This is a genomic window from Paenochrobactrum sp. BZR 201-1 (assembly GCF_044987585.2).
GTDB lineage: Bacteria > Pseudomonadota > Alphaproteobacteria > Rhizobiales > Rhizobiaceae > Paenochrobactrum > Paenochrobactrum pullorum.
On sequence record NZ_JBJDRZ020000001.1, the window covers coordinates 44827 to 64559 of the forward strand.

Annotated in this window: 21 protein-coding genes; 11 read left to right on the plus strand and 10 right to left on the minus strand. The window is 49.4% G+C overall.

The features are described 5' to 3' along the window. The first annotated feature begins 223 nt into the window (after window positions 1-223). Window positions 224-1210: a cysteine synthase A gene (cysK, locus tag ACI0FR_RS00315; protein WP_404906845.1), complete on the plus strand. Its 987-nt coding sequence runs from the start codon at window positions 224-226 to the stop codon at window positions 1208-1210. A gap of 81 nt (window positions 1211-1291) precedes the next feature. On the opposite strand, the gene ACI0FR_RS00320 is transcribed toward cysK, so the two are convergent. The 7 genes from ACI0FR_RS00320 to ACI0FR_RS00350 form a co-directional block, all read right to left on the minus strand. Next, window positions 1292-1420, minus strand: coding sequence for a hypothetical protein (locus ACI0FR_RS00320; RefSeq protein ID WP_374828738.1), 129 nt, complete (start codon window positions 1418-1420; stop codon window positions 1292-1294). Window positions 1421-1753: 333 nt separating this feature from the next. Continuing rightward, window positions 1754-2629: a 3-hydroxybutyryl-CoA dehydrogenase gene (locus tag ACI0FR_RS00325; protein WP_374828739.1), complete on the minus strand. Its 876-nt coding sequence runs from the start codon at window positions 2627-2629 to the stop codon at window positions 1754-1756. A 95-nt stretch (window positions 2630-2724) separates the two neighbouring features. Beyond that, entirely contained in the window at window positions 2725-3654 is a 930-nt protein-coding gene (locus ACI0FR_RS00330) for an electron transfer flavoprotein subunit alpha/FixB family protein (protein WP_404906844.1), read from the minus strand. Between the two features lie 24 nt (window positions 3655-3678). Then, window positions 3679-4428 (minus strand): electron transfer flavoprotein subunit beta/FixA family protein, encoded by a 750-nt coding sequence (locus ACI0FR_RS00335; protein WP_404906843.1) that lies wholly within the window; start codon window positions 4426-4428, stop codon window positions 3679-3681. 248 nt (window positions 4429-4676) lie between these two features. Next, the gene (locus ACI0FR_RS00340) at window positions 4677-5255 is read right to left on the minus strand and encodes a cob(I)yrinic acid a,c-diamide adenosyltransferase (RefSeq protein WP_374828742.1); all 579 of its coding nucleotides are present in this window, start codon (window positions 5253-5255) and stop codon (window positions 4677-4679) included. Between the two features lie 3 nt (window positions 5256-5258). After that, complete coding sequence (locus ACI0FR_RS00345) at window positions 5259-5456, minus strand: twin transmembrane helix small protein (protein ID WP_374828743.1); 198 nt, start codon at window positions 5454-5456, stop codon at window positions 5259-5261. Window positions 5457-5489: 33 nt separating this feature from the next. Then, window positions 5490-6332, minus strand: coding sequence for an SDR family oxidoreductase (locus ACI0FR_RS00350; protein ID WP_404906842.1), 843 nt, complete (start codon window positions 6330-6332; stop codon window positions 5490-5492). A gap of 166 nt (window positions 6333-6498) precedes the next feature. Here ACI0FR_RS00350 and ACI0FR_RS00355 point away from each other — a divergent pair, with 166 nt between their 5' ends. Continuing rightward, window positions 6499-7362, plus strand: coding sequence for a YihY/virulence factor BrkB family protein (locus ACI0FR_RS00355; protein ID WP_374828745.1), 864 nt, complete (start codon window positions 6499-6501; stop codon window positions 7360-7362). Between the two features lie 21 nt (window positions 7363-7383). Here ACI0FR_RS00355 and ACI0FR_RS00360 read toward each other — a convergent pair whose 3' ends face one another. Continuing rightward, entirely contained in the window at window positions 7384-8250 is an 867-nt protein-coding gene (locus ACI0FR_RS00360) for a DMT family transporter (protein WP_404906841.1), read from the minus strand. A gap of 142 nt (window positions 8251-8392) precedes the next feature. Here ACI0FR_RS00360 and ACI0FR_RS00365 point away from each other — a divergent pair, with 142 nt between their 5' ends. Beyond that, window positions 8393-8875 carry a YaiI/YqxD family protein gene (locus ACI0FR_RS00365; protein ID WP_374828747.1) on the plus strand — a complete coding sequence of 161 codons (483 nt, stop codon included), beginning with the start codon at window positions 8393-8395 and terminating at the stop codon, window positions 8873-8875. Window positions 8876-8886: 11 nt separating this feature from the next. On the opposite strand, the gene tlpA is transcribed toward ACI0FR_RS00365, so the two are convergent. After that, complete coding sequence (tlpA, locus tag ACI0FR_RS00370; protein WP_404906840.1) at window positions 8887-9558, minus strand: thiol:disulfide interchange protein TlpA; 672 nt, start codon at window positions 9556-9558, stop codon at window positions 8887-8889. Between the two features lie 64 nt (window positions 9559-9622). On the opposite strand from tlpA, the gene argH reads away from it, so the two are divergent. The 4 genes from argH (at window position 9623) to ACI0FR_RS00390 (ending at window position 15315) form a co-directional block, all read left to right on the plus strand. After that, a complete protein-coding gene (gene argH / locus ACI0FR_RS00375) occupies window positions 9623-11023 on the plus strand; it encodes an argininosuccinate lyase (protein ID WP_404906839.1) in 1401 nt (466 codons plus the stop codon). Between the two features lie 77 nt (window positions 11024-11100). Next, window positions 11101-11292: an LPS translocon maturation chaperone LptM gene (gene lptM / locus ACI0FR_RS00380; RefSeq protein WP_374828750.1), complete on the plus strand. Its 192-nt coding sequence runs from the start codon at window positions 11101-11103 to the stop codon at window positions 11290-11292. A 37-nt stretch (window positions 11293-11329) separates the two neighbouring features. Then, complete coding sequence (gene lysA / locus ACI0FR_RS00385) at window positions 11330-12595, plus strand: diaminopimelate decarboxylase (RefSeq protein WP_374828751.1); 1266 nt, start codon at window positions 11330-11332, stop codon at window positions 12593-12595. Window positions 12596-12756: 161 nt separating this feature from the next. Next, window positions 12757-15315: a TIGR02302 family protein gene (locus ACI0FR_RS00390; RefSeq protein ID WP_404906838.1), complete on the plus strand. Its 2559-nt coding sequence runs from the start codon at window positions 12757-12759 to the stop codon at window positions 15313-15315. 110 nt (window positions 15316-15425) lie between these two features. Here ACI0FR_RS00390 and hpt read toward each other — a convergent pair whose 3' ends face one another. Then, window positions 15426-15965 (minus strand): hypoxanthine phosphoribosyltransferase, encoded by a 540-nt coding sequence (gene hpt, locus ACI0FR_RS00395; RefSeq protein ID WP_374828753.1) that lies wholly within the window; start codon window positions 15963-15965, stop codon window positions 15426-15428. Between the two features lie 411 nt (window positions 15966-16376). Between hpt and ftsE the strand changes: the two genes are divergently transcribed. The 4 genes from ftsE (at window position 16377) to ACI0FR_RS00415 (ending at window position 19718) form a co-directional block, all read left to right on the plus strand. Continuing rightward, window positions 16377-17036, plus strand: coding sequence for a cell division ATP-binding protein FtsE (ftsE, locus tag ACI0FR_RS00400; RefSeq protein ID WP_374828754.1), 660 nt, complete (start codon window positions 16377-16379; stop codon window positions 17034-17036). After that, the gene (locus tag ACI0FR_RS00405) at window positions 17029-18027 is read left to right on the plus strand and encodes a cell division protein FtsX (protein WP_374828755.1); all 999 of its coding nucleotides are present in this window, start codon (window positions 17029-17031) and stop codon (window positions 18025-18027) included. The genes ftsE and ACI0FR_RS00405 overlap by 8 nt, the downstream gene beginning before the upstream one ends. 112 nt (window positions 18028-18139) lie before the next feature. Beyond that, on the plus strand, window positions 18140-18775 hold the full coding sequence (locus tag ACI0FR_RS00410) for a YdcF family protein (RefSeq protein ID WP_374828756.1): 636 nt from the start codon (window positions 18140-18142) through the stop codon (window positions 18773-18775). A gap of 142 nt (window positions 18776-18917) precedes the next feature. Next, complete coding sequence (locus ACI0FR_RS00415) at window positions 18918-19718, plus strand: lysophospholipid acyltransferase family protein (RefSeq protein WP_374828757.1); 801 nt, start codon at window positions 18918-18920, stop codon at window positions 19716-19718. Window positions 19719-19733 lie beyond the last annotated feature (15 nt).

The window sequence follows — 19733 nt, forward strand, 5'->3', positions numbered from 1 at the left end:
TTTAAAAGCAGCGCGCTTCATGAACAAGATATTTTCGCGATATAGAAGCAGCACCCCTATTCAGGGAAATATTTTTCTAATAAACTTTAATATTGGAATTTTATACCCAATATATAGAGTTCTACGCAAGGTGAAAACTTGAGTTTATCCAAAGCAGGACTAAGATCATTGCCAATGTCACAAGAGATTTTACTCAAGGGTTCTAAGGTATAAGGATCTAACCATGTCGAAATCAGATAGCCAAACTTCAGACAAGCAAATCGGCCGCGGTCATGTTTACGACTCGATCCTTGATACGATCGGCAACACACCTTTGGTGCGGATTGACAAATTCGCCAAAGAAAATGGTGTTGTCGCCAACCTTCTCGTCAAGCTTGAATTCTTCAACCCATTAGCCAGCGTCAAAGACCGTATCGGTCTGGCTTTGATCGAAGCACTGGAAGCGCAGGGCAAAGCCGTGGCAGGCCAAACAACATTGATTGAGCCTACTTCCGGCAATACCGGCATTGCTTTGGCTTTTGCAGCTGCTGCCAAAGGCTACCGCCTGATTTTGACCATGCCGGAAACCATGTCGGTTGAACGACGCAAATTGCTGAAATTCCTCGGTGCGGAATTGGTGCTGACGGAAGGCGCGAAAGGCATGAAAGGTGCGATTGCAAAAGCCGAAGAACTGGCTGAAAGCACACCGCATGCCATTATTCCGCAGCAGTTTGAAAATCAGGCCAACCCTGAAATTCACCGCAAAACCACAGCAGAAGAAATCTGGAACGACACCAATGGTGAAGCCGACATCCTGATTTCCGGTATTGGTACCGGCGGCACCATCACCGGCGTGGGGCAGGTTTTGAAAGCGCGTAAGCCTGAATTTAAAGTGGTTGCGGTTGAACCAAAAGATTCGCCCGTTCTTTCCGGCGGCGCTCCGGGCCCGCATAAAATTCAAGGCATTGGTGCAGGCTTTGCACCAAAGACATTGGACACTGAAGTTTACGACGAAATCATTCAGGTTTCCAATGAAGACTCATTTGCCAAATCACGTGAACTGGCACGCGTTGAAGGTATTCCGGTTGGTATTTCATCGGGCGCGGCACTAACCGCTGCTATCGAAGTTGGTAAACGTCCCGAAAACAAGGGCAAGAATATCGTTATCATCATTCCTTCATTTGCCGAACGTTATCTGTCGACCGCTTTGTTTGAAGGTCTCGACGACTAATCTTTTCAATCATTAGCATAAAGAAAAAGCCCGGTTTCGATTACGAACCGGGCTTTTATTTAAGATAGTCTGACATGCTACTCATCGTGCACCACGCGCTGCACAAGCAGGTCCCGGACCACGCATATAATGACGTTCCGGACGATAGCTTGGCACCACGAATTCACGAATAACGTTCATGCTTGCAAAAATTTGAACCAAAATGCCCATCACTTTCACCCTTGATATCTTCATCCATATACAACCAATGATGCGTTAATTTTTTTACGCTCTCATTAATCAAATATTTAACATTTAAAGATGAATACACACTGAACAGCTCTGGTTAATGAAATCTTAAATCAGGTTTCATTGATTGTTATCCACAATCAGAAAATAAAAAATGGCGCTAAAGCGTGTCGCACTTAATCGTATCCACTGTGCTCGCTCTAGCGTTTTGTTTTTATGCATGTCTTTATCCCAAAACCGGTGCCCACTTTTGGGAGACATGCTTTAAATGCATAAGCACCAGCGCCATTAGAATTCGTAACATACGATCCGAACTTAACGTGTCGGCACTGGCTCATCACCACGGTAATCATAGAAACCACGGCCTGCTTTACGCCCCAGCCATCCAGCCTCTACATATTTGACCAACAGTGGGCACGGGCGATATTTGCTATCCGACAATCCGTCATAAAGAACCTGCATGATCGACAAGCATGTGTCGAGACCAATAAAATCAGCGAGCTGCAATGGCCCCATCGGATGATTGGCACCAAGGCGCATCGCAGTGTCGATTGAATCCACCGAACCGACACCTTCATAAAGCGTATAAATCGCCTCATTAATCATCGGCAGCAAAATTCGGTTGACGATAAAGGCCGGAAAATCTTCCGCTACAGTGATGGTTTTATCCAGCGACTTTACGAAAGCTTGTGCTTCCTTGAAGGTGACTTCTTCGGTCGCAATGCCGCGCACCAGCTCAACCAGTTTCATCACTGGCACAGGATTCATAAAATGAATGCCCATGAAACGCTCCGGACGGTCAGTGGTTGCCGCCAGTCGGGTGATGGAGATGGATGAGGTATTGGTCGCTAGAATCGCTTCCGGATTAAGGATTGGACAAAGGGAAGCAAAGATTTTTCGTTTGACATCTTCATCTTCGGTTGCGGCTTCAATCGCCAGATCAACGCCAGCCAGTTCCTCCATGGATTTGGCGGGCACGATTTTTTTCATCGCTTCACTGCGCTGCGCATCTTCCAGCTTACCGGAAGCAACCTGACGCGCCATATTGCCATTGATAGTGGCAATACCTTTTTCCAAACGGTCGGCATCTGCATCATGCAACAGCACTGTATATCCGGCGAGCGCACATACATGTGCAATTCCGCTGCCCATTTGTCCGGCACCGATAATTCCAACTGACTTAATCGCCACCGTAACACTCCTCCGTTTAAACGCCCCGCTGTCATTCAGTCAGGGCTAAAACCGTTGATAAAATTTGTCAGAACCAAGCTGGTTCTGACAAAAAATTAAAGCGCTTTTTCCAGTTCCGGCAAGATCGTAAAGAGATCGCCCACCAAACCATAATCAGCCACCTGAAAAATCGGTGCTTCTTCGTCTTTGTTGATCGCAACAATAACTTTTGCATCCTTCATACCAGCCAGATGCTGAATGGCACCGGAAATACCAGCCGCGATATAAAGTTCAGGTGCAACCACTTTACCGGTCTGCCCCACCTGCCAATCATTAGGCGCATAGCCTGCATCCACTGCCGCGCGCGATGCACCAACAGCTGCACCAAGCTTGTCCGCCAAAGGCAGGATCACTTCGTTGAACTTGTCTTCAGAACCAAGCGCACGACCGCCCGAAACAATGATCTTCGCAGATGTCAGCTCAGGACGTTCACCGCCTGATAAATCTGCACCAACAAAAGAAGACAGAGCCGGATCAGCCACAGCTTCAACAGTTTCAATCGCCGCAGAACCACCAGTTCCAGCGGCAGAGAAAGAAGCACTACGCACAGTGATAACTTTTTTGGCGTCAGTCGACTGTACGGTTTGAATGGCATTGCCAGCATAGATCGGACGCTTGAAAGTATCCGCCGAAACCACTTCCATGATTTCGGAAATCTGCGCCACATCAAGCAAAGCTGCCACGCGTGGCAAAATGTTTTTAGCGCTTGTGGTAGCTGCAGCAATCACCGTGTCATAACCATCGGAAAGCTTTACGATCAGCGCCGCCACCGGCTCTGCCAGGCGATGTTCCAACGCATCGGATTGAGCCAGCAGAACTTTACGCACACCTTGAAGTTTTACTGCCTGATCGGCAACGCTTTGCGCATTTTGACCGGCAATCAGAATATCGACATCCCCACCAATCGCCTGTGCAGCGCTCAGTGCTTTTGCGGTCTGGTCGGACAAGGTCGCATTATCATGTTCAGCAAACAGAAGAATAGCCATCAGTATAAATCCTTGATCCTTAACTTACAGAACGCCAGCTTCGTTTTTGAGTTTTTCAACCAGCTCGGCAACGGAAGCCACTTTGACGCCAGCCTTGCGGCCGCCCGGTTCTTCTGTTTTCAAAACCTTCAAGCGCGGTGCAATATCGACACCAAAATCAGCCGGTGATTTCTCATCCAGCGGCTTCTTCTTCGCCTTCATAATATTCGGCAAGGACGCATAACGCGGTTCATTCAAGCGCAGATCAACGGTTACAATTGCCGGTAGATTGACATTGATTGTCTGCAAGCCGCCATCAACTTCACGCGTTACTGTTGCTTTACCATCGCCAAGCTCGAGCTTGGAAGCAAATGTTGCCTGCGCCCAGTTGAGAAGCGCTGCCAGCATCTGGCCAGTCTGATTGCTGTCGTCATCAATGGCTTGCTTGCCCAAAAACACCATATTCGGCTGTTCGGCTTCAACAACGCCCTTTAACACCTTGGCAACGCCTAAAGGCTCAACCTGATCATCGGTTTTAACCAGAATGGCACGGTCTGCGCCCATCGCCAGAGCGGTGCGCAATGTTTCCTGTGCCTGAGCCGGACCAATTGAAACAACGACGATTTCAGAAACGTGACCAGCTTCTTTCAAACGGATTGCTTCTTCAACCGCAATCTCATCAAACGGATTCATCGACATTTTTACATTGTTCAGTTCAACGCCGGTTCCGTCAGGTTTGACACGGATATTGACGTTGTAATCGACGACACGCTTGACTGCGACGAGGACTTTCATCCACATAACCTTTCATTTCATCCATGCAGCAAAAATGATAATTGTCACTTTGCTTAAACATCCTGCTGGCATCTTCATCCGATTTCACCACCATCAGAAGCCTGTTCACACAATTGATGAGTTTGGCGATAAATTTTACTGAAACGTAATGACGCTTCATCTATCCGTCAATCAGATAACGCTGAAAGCCGCATTAAAGATAACGGTTCTTTGCTGACGCTGATTTTTATCAGCATTTTTAGCTTCTCTTAACGGTTTTGGCCCGGCACCCACAAAACATCAAGCGCGCCATTATCGTTCACCGCACGCGATGCGACAAAGAAAAAATCCGACAGACGATTGATATATTGCAAGGCCTCGCGGGAGACGACCTCGCCTTCAATATCGCTCAATGCCACCATCAGACGTTCGGCACGTCTTGAAACAGTGCGTGCTAAATGCAGCATCGCGGAAGCCGCTGACCCACCCGGCAAAATGAAAGAACGCAGTGGTGCCAGATGAGCATTCAACGCATCAATATCGGCTTCCACGCGTTCCACTTGGGAGGCCACAATGCGCAAAGGCTCATATGGTAACACTGTACCATCATCAGGTGCGGAAAGATCAGCGCCCAAATCAAACAGATCATTTTGAATACGCGACAGCATTGCATCCACTTCCGGATAGGCTTCCAGATGCAAGCGCGCCATGCCGACACAAGCATTGGTTTCATCCACCGTGCCATAGGCTTCAACGCGCAGATCACTTTTCTTGCGGCGCGCGCCAATGGTCAGCCCTGTGGTGCCATCATCGCCGGTGCGGGTATAAATCTTGTTGAGCTTGACCATGGATTAACCTGCATGACGACTGAAATAAATGGTTGCAAAGATCAGCACCAATGCGATGAACTGCAAAAAAATGCGCAATTGCATCATCTTGTTGGAATAGTGCCCGTCGCCGCCACGCATCATATTGCGCAAACCTAAAAACAGCACGAAGGCAACAGCGGCCATCGCAAGCATCGCGCCATATTTTAATAGAGAATCCATCATCCACCCATTATGTTTATCACTGTAAGACGTTTATGACTGGCCTGACAGCATTCTATAGAACCAGCGCATCGGCATAAAACGCTGCGCAATGACGCCAAGCTTCGCCGGACGTGTCACCAAATAATGTGGCCGTGGTTTAGCTGCATCCAATGCATGCAGCAATACATCAAAAACCGCTTCCGGACCAAGCTTGTCTTTTGACTGTTTGCCACCCGATTTCAATTTCTGCATCTGGCGCAAATACAGATCATGATGAACCGATGCCGCCATATCAATATGTTTTTCAGCCTGTTTTGCCGCATTATAGGTAAATTGCGTGGCAATCGGCCCCGGCTCAATCAATGATACCTCAATGCCGGTGCCTTGCAATTCCATTCTTTGCACCAGCATCAAACCTTCCAGCGCATATTTGGATGCCACATAAGCACCGCGCCATTTCATCGGCACACGCCCCAAAATAGAAGAGCAATGCACAATACGACCATAACCTTGATGGCGCATCACCGGCACGATTTTACGCGTCAGGCTATGCCAACCGAAGAAGTTGGCTTCAAACAACTCACGAAGCGCATCAACCGGCAAATCTTCCACCGCAGCAGGCAGAGCATAAGCACCATTATTATAAAGCGCATCGAGAGTGCCGCCGGTTTTCTCCAGTACAGTGTTCACCAGCGCTTCAATGGAGGCTTCATCTCTGTAATCAAAATAAAAAGCCTCCAACCCGTCGCGCTCCAGCACCTCAATATCTTTCGGCTTACGGGCGGTTGCAAAAACCCGCCACCCACGGGTTTTCAATTCGCGCGCTGCATAAGCGCCAATGCCTGACGAGCAGCCAGTGATGATAATGGTCTTTTGTCGCGCGGTCGCCGTCAAAACTTCTGATCCTTCATGCGCCAAAACTTGGCTAAAACTTATCAAATCTTTCGGCAAAGCCATTAAACGATTCGATTAAGACTTTCTTTCTTACAACAGTCATGCCAGACCTGAAGTGAAGATTTAAGCAATACGAGTGCCGGATATTAAGGGTAAGCTCAGAGATATGCGAAGAGTAAAAACGTTTCTGACCAAAGTTATTTTTGATGCCGTTGGTCATTTTAACTCCGATGACGGCTGGGCTTTTGCCAGTCATATTACGCTTTCCGGCCTGATGGCATTATTTCCGTTTTTGATCTTTGCCACAAGCCTTGCTTCCTTTTTAGGTGCAAAAGCTTTTGCTGATACGGCCGTGCATATCGTTTTTGATATCTGGCCGTCCGCAATTGCGGGGCCGATTGCCAACGAAGTGCAAAACGTCCTAACCGTGCAACGCAGTGGTCTTTTGACATTGAGTGTTATTGCTGCCGCTTACTTTGCATCCAATGGTGTTGAAGCTTTGCGCATTGCACTTAACCGCGCCTATCGTGTGACCGACACCCGCTCCATCATCTTCTGCCGCCTGCAAAGCTTGGGCTTTGTAATTATCGGCACGATGGCATTACTGGTCATCAGTTTCCTGTTGATTTTGGCGCCTCTTGCCTTCCGCATTGCGGTGCAATGGTTTCCCGATATTGAACTCTTTGCCGGTACCATCAGCTTCTGGCGTTATTTCATTGCTGTTACCGTACTGATCTTGGCGCTCTTTATCGTCCATATCTGGCTGCCGGCCGGCAAACGTACTTTCGGTGACATTCTTCCCGGCATTGTGCTGACCCTGATTGCTTGGCTCGCCGGTGCGATGGCCTTTGCAAAATATCTTGAAACATTTGCCAATTACGTCACCACCTATGCCGGTCTTGCTTCGATCATGGTGGCAATTGTGTTTCTGTATATGATTTCCGCGATCTTCATTTTGGGCGCGGAAATCAACACGGCAATCATGAATTACCGCAAACGCGACCAGCAACCGGAACTATCAGTCAACTAACCGCTCTATCCGCAAACCCCGTCAGGCTTTACGCTTCATGCTGGTCAGCGCCACCCCAATGGTGGTGACCAGCATGCCTGCAATTTGCAGCATGTTAAGCGTTTCGCCAAACAGGATATAGGCCATAATAGCGGCCGCTGCCGGTACCAGATAAAATAGCGACGAGACTTTCGATAAAGCGCCCTCACGGATCATCACCATCAAAGCAAGTACGGCACCCACCGAAATTGCCACTGTCAGCCATATCAGGGCGAAAATCAGTTCCCGTGCCCACACAATCGTTCCCGTTTCAAATAGAATGGCACAGACCAACGTGAACAATCCCGCCGCCAAATATTGAATGGCTGTCCCCGCCTTCAAATCCATCGCGCTGCCATAGCGCTTTTGCCAGACGGTGCCAGAGCTGATCGATACAACCCCGATAAAAGCTGCAATCAATGTCACAGGGTCAATCGCATCAGAACCGGCTGCAAGCTTCGGCGAGATCACCATGGCAACACCGATAAAGCCCGCCAGCAGCCCTAAAATTTGCTGCTGTTTGATGCGCTCACCCAAAAACATTGCGGCAATCAACAGCGTCACCATCGGTTGCAAACCAGAAACCAGCCCTACGATACCGGCAGGCAGACCATGACGCACCGCCCAAAAAATGGCCGACAAATAAATGGCATGGATCAGCAAGCCTGTCACACCCGCCTGCATAAAAGCTTTTCGCCTTGGCCAGACAACGCCAGTGGCCAAAGCCCAGACCGTAAAAATCAATCCGGCAAAAAGAAAACGCATGGTCATGAAGCTGAACGGCTCGGCATAAGGCATCGAAAGCCCTGCTCCGATAAAACCAGTCGCCCACAGAAAAACAAATAAAACCGGAAACAAGCGGACCAACATGATTTTACCTTGCACGCTACAATAACAAACCTCGTCATTAATCATGCGTCAAAGACTGATCCAAGTTATTTCTGGTCATTGATTGCATCCGGCACAGCAGTGTGACCTTGCAGCCATAGTCATTAACTGGCATTGCTGCTGCATGAGTGAAGATAATAATCAAATCATCGTCTTGGTGGACGCCGATGCTTGTCCGGTAAAGGCGGAAATATATAAAGTTACCGAGCGTCACGGTGTTAAAGTGCTGCTTGTCGCCAATAGCTATATGATGATCCCGCGCGACGTGCCCCATGTCGAACGCGTTGTTGTACCTAGCGGCCTTGATGTGGCTGATGATTGGATTGCAGAACGCGCCAGAGCAGGCTCGATTGTCATTACCGCCGATATTCCGCTGGCCAGCCGCTCGGTCAATGCCGGTGCCATCACCATTGCCCCCAACGGCAAACTGCATACGGCAAATAATATCGGCAATACGCTGGCCACCCGCAATCTGATGGATAGTCTACGCTCTTCCGGCCAGATCACCGGCGGCCCTGCCCCGTTTTCTCCGCGTGATCGCTCCAGCTTTTTGTCAAGCCTCGAAGAGGCAATCACACGGCTCAAAAGAGAAGGCTTTAAAACTTAAGGCGCCCTCACTTAAAACGCTTTGGCAGCCTCGATCAATTTGATCGCTTCGGGGCTGTCCCATTCGGCAGGGCCATTCATCGATGAAATCTGGCAGCCATCTTTATCAATCACCAACGTCACCGGCAGGCCAAAAGCCAGACTTTTACGCTTCAGATCATTAAAACTTTTTAAGCTTGCATCACGATAAAGCGCCAGATGTTCAACGCCGATTTCATTTAAAAAGCCAACCGGCTTGGTGTTGTCGCCGGTATCAATATTAACGGCCACCACTTCAAAATCATCGCCGCCCTGCATCTGCTGCAACTGATCAAGGGCAGGCATTTCTTCGCGGCACGGCGCGCACCATGTTGCCCATAAATTGACAAGCAGCGTTTTGCCTTTGAAATCCCCAAGAGTCATTTTCTTGCCCTCGGCATCTGAAAATTCCAGATGCGCCAGCGAAATTGGCTTGTCGGCTGCACGCATGGCAGCAACAGTTCCGCCTGCTGCAGCGTCGAGATTTTGCAAGGTACCCGCTTTTGCCGCACAAAACTTGTCCTGATCACTGTTTCCTGTGGCAAAGTTCGCGCTAATATCATTGCCAGAAGGGCGTTCCATCACGTATACCGCCCCTACACCGGCGAGGATACCTGCGACGGCTGCCAGTATGATGATTCTCGGTTGTCTCAGAATATTGGTCATCAGTCGCTGTTTCCTGCCATTTCGTCTTATATTAGTTTTACCGTTAAGCCTGAGGCATACGAGCATGAGCGAACAAAAATCAAGCAACCAGATGTGGGGTGGCCGTTTTGCCTCAGGACCCGATGCGATTATGGAAGAGATTAACGCATCTATCGGTTTTGACCAAAAACTCTATGGTCAGGATATTCGCGGCTCTATTGCTCATGCCAATATGTTGGTTAAATCCGGCATTATTGCAGCCGAAGATCACAGAAAAATCACTGACGGACTGAAAGCTGTTTTGGCCGAGATTGAAAGCGGCAAATTCACTTTCTCCCGCAAGCTTGAAGACATTCACATGAATGTTGAAGCACGTCTTGCCGAACTGATCGGCGCCTCCGCCGGTCGTTTGCACACTGCCCGCTCCCGCAACGATCAGGTGGCGCTTGATTTCCGTCTTTGGGTTAAAGAAGAACTGGAAAAAACAGCCTCAGCGTTGAAAAACCTCATCGAAGCGTTTTTGGAACGTGCCGAAGAACATGCAGCCACCGTCATGCCGGGCTTTACCCATCTGCAAACCGCTCAGCCTGTTACCTTCGGTCATCATTGCATGGCCTATGTGGAAATGTTCGGCCGCGATCTCTCGCGTGTACGTGATGCGATTGAACGCATGAACGAATCACCGCTTGGCGCAGCCGCTCTTGCCGGAACCGGCTTTCCAATTGATCGTCACATGACCGCAGAAGCACTTGGCTTCCGTGAGCCAACCCGCAACTCCATCGACAGTGTTTCCGACCGCGACTATGCGCTGGAGTTCCTCTCTGTTGCTGCGATCTGCGCCACTCATCTTTCGCGTCTGGCTGAAGAAATCGTCATCTGGTCGACACCGCAGTTTAACTTTGTGCGCCTGTCCGATGCATTCTCCACCGGCTCCTCCATCATGCCACAAAAGAAAAATCCGGATGCAGCCGAATTGGTTCGCGCTAAAACCGGACGCATCACCGGCTCGCTCGTTGGCCTTCTGACTGTGATGAAGGGTCTGCCGCTGGCCTATTCCAAAGATATGCAGGAAGATAAAGAAGCCGTCTTTGATGCAGCGGAAACTTTGGAACTCAGCATTGCAGCCATGAGCGGAATGGTGCGTGACATCACCATCAACACCGCTTCGATGAAAAAGGCCGCAGGCTCCGGCTATTCCACCGCCACTGATCTGGCTGATTGGCTGGTTCGTGAACTGGGCATGCCTTTCCGTGAAGCGCATCATGTCACTGGTCGTGCCGTTGCTGCCGCCGAAGCCAAAAAGGTTGACCTCTCCAAACTCAGCCTTGCCGAGTTGCAGGACATTCATTCGGGCATTACGGATGCCGTGTTTGATTTCCTCACCGTAGACAAATCAGTAAAAAGCCGTCAGTCTTTCGGTGGAACTGCCCCGCAGGAAGTGCGCCGTCAGATCCGTTATTGGAAAAAGCGGATTGTTAAAGCCTGACTTTCAGGTTCTAACCGTTAACAGGCAGCTTCGAGAACACGTTTTAAGGGTTAAACCCAAGCTTTAAAGGTCATACAATGACGAGCCGGAAAGTTATTTTCACCGCACTGGTCACACTGCTTATCGCAGGCACGCTCTCCGCTTGTGGTCGCAAGGGCCCGCTGGAGCCGCCTCCGGCTTCCATTGTTACCGATGAATACGGACGTGCAGAACCGGCTCCCAAACCTGCCAAGGATGAACCATTCATCCTTGACAAGCTGATCCCCTAAGCACTTTTAACCACTTCAATTTTAAGGGCTAAAGTCCGTGAACCATTTTGAATATCAAGACGGCGTGCTTCACGCTGAAGGTGTGAAGATCTCCGACATTGCCGATGCTGTCGGCACGCCATTTTATTGCTATTCCCGCGCAACCATCGAGCGTCACTTCCGCGTTTTCTCGGAAGCTTTCGCTGATATGCAGCCATTGGTCGCCTATGCGCTGAAAGCCAATTCCAATCAGGCCGTGCTCAAAACATTGGCTAAAATGGGCGCTGGTGCCGATACTGTTTCTGAAGGCGAAATGCGCCGTGCGCTTGCCGCAGGTATCCCTGCCAATAAAATTGTTTATTCAGGCGTTGGAAAATCGGCACGTGAAATGGACTTTGCACTGAACGCAGGCATTTACTGCTTCAATGTGGAATCCGAACCGGAACTGGAATTATTGTCTGAACGCGCTGTCCGTTTGGGCAAAGTGGCGCCCGTTTCTTTGCGCATCAACCCAGATGTGGATGCCAAGACACACGCCAAAATCTCCACCGGTAAATCCGAAAATAAATTCGGCATTCCGCGTGTTCGTGCGCGTGAAGCCTATAAGCGTGCGGCCGAACTTCCCGGAATTAAAGTCACCGGTATCGACATGCATATTGGTAGCCAGATCATTGATCTGCAACCGTTTGACGATGCTTTTGCATTACTGGCGGACTTGGTGCGCGAATTACAGGCCGACGGCCATCAGATCGACCATGTCGATATGGGTGGCGGACTTGGTATTCCTTACCGCGACGACAACAACCCGCCGCCATTACCGGATGCTTATGCTGAAATCGTCCGCAAACATATCCGCCCGTTAGGTTTGAAAGCTGTTTTTGAACCAGGTCGCCTGATCGTCGGCAATGCCGGTATTCTGGTCACGGAAGTGATTTACGTCAAAGATGGTGATGCTAAAAACTTCATCATTGTTGATGCGGCTATGAATGACCTCATTCGCCCGACACTTTATGAAGCCTATCACAATATCCGACCGGTAGTGAAAGCCGACGATAATGTACCACGCATTCATGCCGATTTTGTTGGCCCTGTATGCGAAACCGGTGATTATCTGGGTGTTGACCGCGAAGTAGCACGTCCAAATCCGGGTGATCTGATTGCTGTTTCGACAGCCGGTGCTTATGGCGCGGTGCTTTCCAGCACTTACAACAGCCGTCTGCTCATACCGGAAGTTCTGGTCGATGGCGATCGCTTCCATGTTGTGCGTCCGCGCAGCAGCTATGAAGACCTGATCTCCCAAGACAGCATTCCTGATTGGTTATAATCAGCAATCAAAACCTATCCGGCCGTTATGATCCGGATAGGTAGCCTCTGGCATCTTCGCGCAAATTGCATGTATTTTTTTACGGCCTAGCCTCGTCTTTGCCATGATGCATGTTATTGTTGCACCAATGACACGACCAAGGCGCAGCCGGAAAGATGAGAATGGCTTTTTCTGACCACAAGCCAAAGGACGAATTCGCGAAAATACGCCTGCGTGTATTTTTAACGATGTTGTTCGAGCGTATGTGGCCGCTTTTATTGCCGCTTCTTATTACGCTGGCGCTTTTGGCGATTTTAAGCTGGTTCGGGCTGTTCAATCACATGCCCTACTGGCTGCATCTGACTGTGCTCAGCCTGTTATTCGTGGTGGCGCTTGTCACTGTCTTTTTGCCGGCACGTGTACGTATCCCCACCGAAAGCGAAGTCAATCAGCGCATTGAAAGCATCAACGCGCTGTCGCATCAGCCGCTGCGGGTACAATCTGACCATATGGCGATCGGTGATGATGATCCTTTGGCGCAAGTACTCTGGCACGAACATCAGCGCCGCATGGCGAGCCAACTTAAAAACCTGCAATCCGGCCTTCCCGATACCCGCATTGCCGAGCGTGACCCGCTCGGTATCCGCGCCTTGGTATTGTTATTGCTCGTCACCTCATTTGCTTTTTCTTACGGCTCCAACGGTGGCCGCCTCACAGACATGGTTCATTTGCCCGAAGCCAAAGAGCAAGTAGCAGCCCGCATTGATGCATGGGTGACACCGCCACGCTATACTGGCAAAGCACCGATTTTTTTAAATGCCGAGAGCGATGAACAGGCAGAAATCACCGTACCGCAAGGCAGCATTTTTTCATTGCGTGTAAGCGGCAGCGCCCGCGAATATCTGATTGCCGAAGATGCCAGCGGCAAAAACGAAACCATTCAACCTGAACTGGCTGAAGATGAAGCGGAGCAGGGCAAAACCAAGCCATCAGGTGACACACGCAATTTTCAATATGAATTGCATGATAGCCAGACGATGAAACTGACGGTCAATCACCGCAGCCAATCATGGAAATTTGCCGTTACGCCAGATAAAGCACCCCAAATCAGCTTTACCAAAACACCGGATCAAGCCCGCAACGGCACTTTGCAGCTACATTATAAAATTACCGATGATTATCCGGTTGCCTCAGCTTATGCCGAAATTACCCCGCTTGGTGCCGATGATCATGAGGTTTTGATGCTTTATGAAGCACCGGAACTGGCACTCAATTTGCCGCGTAAAGGCTCAGAAGATGCAAGCACCAACAAAGATCTGACCACCCATCCATGGGCTGGCAGTGAAGTGGAACTGACCCTCGTGGTCAATGATCAGGCTGGTCAGGTCGGCTATAGCGAAACCCGCGCCATCACCCTGCCCGAACGGATTTTTACCAATCCGTTGGCTAAAGCCATTATTGAGCAGCGTCGCATTCTGGCAATGGATGCCATGCAAAATGAACGGGTTTTGGATATGCTGGATGCGGTGATGCTGCGCCCTGCCGATACGATCAAAAATGCAGGACATTTCTTGGGACTTCGCACCATCCGCACCCGTTTGAGCCTTGCCCACTCCGAAGATGATTTGCGCAATGTTGTCGATTATATGTGGGAAGTGGCGCGCGGTATTGAAGATGGTTATTTATCGGACGCAGAAAAACGCTTGCGTATGGCACAAGAAGCCTTGCGAAATGCGATTGAAAACGGTGCTTCGCAGGAAGAGATTGCCAAACTTTCCAATGAACTGCGCGAAGCGATGGCCGCATTCTTGAAAGAATTTGCGAAAACCCAGCAAAACAATCAAAATCCTGCCTTGCCACCCAATGCCAATGTGCAGACTTTAACCGATAAAGATCTGCAAAACATGATGGACAGAATTGAAAATCTGGCTCGTCAAGGCTCGCGTGATGAAGCGCAGGAGTTGTTGTCACAACTGGAAAACCTGATGAACAACCTGCAAATGGGTCAAGGCCAAGCGCAAGGTCAAAACGGGCAAAATGGCCAAAATGGTCAGAGCCAGCAAAGCCAGATGCAAAACCAGATGAACAAGCTGGGCGAACTGATGCGCCGGCAGCAGCAGACGATGAATGAGACATTCTCTCTCGATCAACGTATGCAGCAGCAATTCGGCGATAATGATGAAGACTTCTTCTCTGAAAATGAAGATGCGGAAACAACCCAGCCGCCGCTTTCGCCTGATATTGAAGAAACAATGAAAAACCTGCAACGACAGCAGAAACAATTGCAGTCCGACCTGAAAAAGCTCTCGGAAGACCTGAAAGCACTAGGTATTGATCCGTCGAAAGAGTTTAAAGACGCAGAAAAATCCATGGGCAATGCCGGTGAAGCTTTGGGCCGTAATGAAAGTGCGCAGGCCAATGATGATCAGGGCTCAGCACTTGATGCATTACGCCGTGGTAGCCGCGACATGATGAAGAAAATGCAGGAAGCCATGGGGCAAGGCGAAGGTCAGGGTCAGGGACAAAACGGCCGGCAAGGCGAAAGTCAGGCTGGCAAAGATCCACTTGGCCGCAACCAGGGGCAGACCGGCCCAGATTTTGGCAATGACACCAAAGTGCCTGGCGAAATCGACATTCAGCGTGCGCGGGAGATTTTGGATGAAATCCGCCGCCGCCTTGGTGATGCTCTCAGCCCGCAGATGGAAAAAGACTATCTGGAGCGCCTGCTGAAATTTGATTAAAACACACCTCTAAAAGTGTGAAGGCGTTTTCGAAAATAAGACGCGCGTCATAACAAAAATGCCGCTGTGATCATCACAGCGGCATTTATTCTGATAAAACAGATAAAACTTTATTCGTCCATGACGCGTCCGACATAAGGCAGCTGGCGGAACGCATGCGCCACATCCATACCGTAGCCGACAACGAAATAATCAGGGCATTCAAAAGCTACGAAATCGGCTTCAATATCCATTTTACGGCGTACCGGTTTATCCAGCAACACAGCAATGCTGACACTGCGTGCACCGCGTTCCAGCATCAAATCACGCACAAAGGTAAGCGTCTTGCCGGATTCGAGAATATCATCGATCAACAGAACGTCTCGATCTTTGACAACGCTGTCGATATCACGCAACAAACGCACTTCACCACTGACTTTACCTGTTCCGTATGATGAAACCGTGATGAATTCCACATCCGGCTCCACACCAGCTTCATGCATTGCGCGGATCAGGTCTGCGGCAAAAATGAATGAACCTTTGAGAATGGATACAGTCAAAAGATCATGAAAATTGCGGTCTGCGATACCGCGCGCAAGTTCAATATTGCGGTCCGCAATCTGTTCGGCACTGAACAGTACTTCAAGTGTCTTGCCGCCGACTTCTGGCATCGTGCCGGTTCTCCGTAAGTAAAAAAAAATAAAGGGCTGCGAAAGCATTCACAGCCACTATCTCAACGCCGTATATAGCATGTTTTTACGAAAAAACACCTGTTCTCGTCATATAAGCTGTATTTTTTGCATATCACTGCAACCAAACAGATCATCTGCTACTTGCACAGAGCAAAGCAAAAGAAACCAACTGAGCGGCAACGACCTCGACTAGAAAATAATTTGTCTGCACCATAATAAAATCTGTTTTTGCATGCAGGTAGCAAACTGTTCGTTTTCAAAATCTTCAATGCCCAAAATTTGAGACTTTTTAAACAGCAAAAACATCATCAATTAACCAAAGGTTAACCATCAAGCGCAATGGTCATAACCGATAAGGTTGAACGAGACATACCTCAAGGAAAATACGCGGTGATTCGCTTCGAAAAAGTCGGTTTGCGATATGGCATGGGGCCTGAAGTCCTGCGGGATGTCAGCTTCCACATACCCCCGCGCTCGTTCCAATTTTTAACCGGTCCTTCAGGTGCAGGTAAAACATCGCTATTGCGTCTTTTGTTCATGGCGATGAAACCAACGCGCGGGCTGGTTAATATTTTCGGCAAAGATATCAGCGGTCTTGACCGCAAGGAAATCCCGTTGCTGCGCCGTCGCATCGGCATTGTATTTCAGGATTTCCGCCTGCTTGATCATATGACAACTTATGAAAATGTGGCATTGCCGCTGCGTGTACGCGGCAAAGAAGAAGCCACCTATCGTGCCGAAGTGGAAGAACTGCTGCACTGGGTAGGCCTTGGCGACCGCATGCATGTATTGCCACCAATTTTATCAGGCGGTGAAAAGCAACGCGTTGCTATTGCACGTGCATTGATCGACCAGCCTGAACTGCTGCTTGCTGATGAGCCGACCGGCAATGTTGACCCGCCGCTTGCCAAACGCTTGTTGCGTTTATTTGCTGAATTAAACCGCTCCGGAACCGCTGTTATCATCGCGACACATGATCTGACATTGATGGATCAGGTGGACGCCCGACGCATGATTCTGGATCAGGGCAGGCTTGATATTTATGACTAGACGAACAAAACTCAGCGACCAGTTTTATGATCTGAAAGAGCTGCTCTTTGTAGCTGTCGGTAAACGCAAGCGTAAACAAGGCCCGACACCGATTGTGCCAGACGGCAGTGTCACCGGCACAGCTCTGGTTATCGTCATTGCGATCATGACCTTTTTGGCCTGCCTCACACTTGGCGGTGTCACATTGGTGCGCGATTCCGCCACCACATGGCAAAGCCAGATCGCGCGTGAAGCAACTATTCAAATCCGTCCGCTTGAAGGGATTGATATTGAAAAATCCTTGGTAGATGCCAGCCAGATTGCACAAACTTTTGCCGGTGTGCTCGGCACCCGCATTATTGATCGTGCCGCCACTGCGCGTCTGCTGGAGCCTTGGCTCGGCACTGGTCTTGATCTGGATGAATTGCCGGTTCCGCGTCTGGTCGTCGTCACCATTGATGAAAACGCACCACCTGATTTTGCCGCTATGCGCGCAGAACTTGTCAAACAAATTCAAGGCGCCAGCTTTGATGATCACCGCACATGGATTGACCGTCTCGCTTCGATGGCGCACACCACCGTCTTCATCGGTGTTTGTGTGCTGACACTTGTTATGTCCGCAACAATCCTTACCGTGATTTTTGCCACCCGTGGTGCGATGTCCGGCAATGGCCATATTATTGAGGTGCTGCATTTTATCGGTGCCGAATCCCAAACCGTCGCACGGGAATTTGAATGGCACTTTTTCCGCACAGCCCTTAAAGGTGCTCTCTGTGGTGGTGCTTTTGCCATGGCAATTTTCTTTATCGTTTCATGGTGGTCAAACAATCGTATGGCCACACCCGAGGGTGATCAGGCCGCAGCCATGTTTGGAAATTTTGTCATCGGACGCGAAGGCTATATTGGTGCCGCCATCATCATATTTATGGTCAGTTTGCTTACCATGCTGACAAGCCGCATCACCGTCATCCGCCAACTATCACAGATGGACGGACCAGGGACTTCGGTTTAATCTGGCTACTCACAAGATGATCATAACCGTATTTTTCGCAACCAGAACCGCGCAGTGATTATGCTCCATTTGCCTTTTCCATCTGACTGCCGCGTTAAAAGGGACTAATCCTATGATGTCCCTTATCAAGCGAATTTTGCGACGGTTTCGGCCCATATCAGTTATTCTTCTTTCCTGCATTGTAGTTCTGACGGTTGGCTTTTTCGTCTTCAGCGAAAAAGTCGGCAATATGTTTCCGCCAGAAGATCTGAAACCCGCAGACGGAATCATCGTTTTGACCGGTGGAAAAGCACGTCTTGATGTGGCAATCGAACTGTTGCAGGACAAAATGGGGCAAAGGCTGTTGATCAGTGGTGTACATCCGACCACCAATAAAAAAGCCTTGCAACGCGTAACCATTGCCAATGAAAGATTGCTCGATTGCTGCATTGATCTCGACAGATCAGCACTCAATACCATTGGAAATGCCACAGAAAGTGCACAATGGATCCGCGCGCATAATTATAAGCGCGTGATTGTAGTGACCAATAATTACCACATGCCGCGCTCTATTTTGGAGCTTTCACGGCTTATGGATGATGTTGAATTCATTCCTTATCCGGTGGTCAACAGCGATTTGCGCAATACCAACTGGGTGATACAAGGCGATATGATCCGCGTCCTCGTCACCGAATATATCAAATATCTCGGCGCGCTTTTTCACCTGACTGAGCTCTCTTATTTTGGTGGCCCTGCACAAGACCCGTAACAAACACAAGATTAAAACTGTCCTGCCTTATCTGCACAGATGCTATGAAAACATAAATCTGGCAATTTCCCGATAATGTCTGTAGGAGTTTTTGCTGTCCCGATATTTTGTCATCAGCACTCAGGAGACTGACTGAATAATTATGCTTACTGCGATCAGGTCACTTCTGTTTAATTTCTTTTTCTACCTGAGCATGATCATTCAAATGATCCTGTGGACACCGGTTTACTTTCTTATGCCGCGTAAAAAAGCATGGTTCGTGCCCAAATTCTGGGCGCGCAGCAGTCTTTGGCTACAAAAGAAAATTGCCGGCACCGGCATCATCATTGAAGGCTTGGAAAACATTCCGGCAGGCGCTTACATCGTCGCACCCAAACATCAATCCTTTTGGGATGTGTTTGCATTTCTGCCGTATCTTGACGATCCGGTAATGATCCTGAAGCGCGAGCTGATGCGTATTCCTGTTTTCGGCTGGTATGTCGCCAAGATGGAAATGATCCCTGTTGATCGCGGCTCCCGTGTCAAGGCGCTTAAATCCATCACGACAGGAGCCGAAAAAGCCATTGCTGAAGGCCGTCAGGTGCTGATCTATCCGGAAGGCACGCGCCGTGCACCGGGTGCAGAGCCGCAATATAAATATGGCGTTGCCCATCTTTATGCAGAGCTCAACCTGCCAGTGCTGCCGATTGCCCATAATGCTGGTCTCTATTGGCCGCGCCGCTCGATTTTCCGCTATCCCGGTGCCATTCGCGCCCGAGTGTTGCCGGTTATTCCCGCTGGTCTTGATAAACATGAATTTCTGGAGCGCTTGACCCGCGATACAGAGACTGCTTGCGATGAATTGCTGATTGCAGCCGCACAAGAAAAGAACCCGCCGCCCATGCCGCCGACAGCCGTTACACGGCTGAAAGAACTCGGCTTTCCGGTCAAGTCAAATCATTAATCCTCCCAACCCATA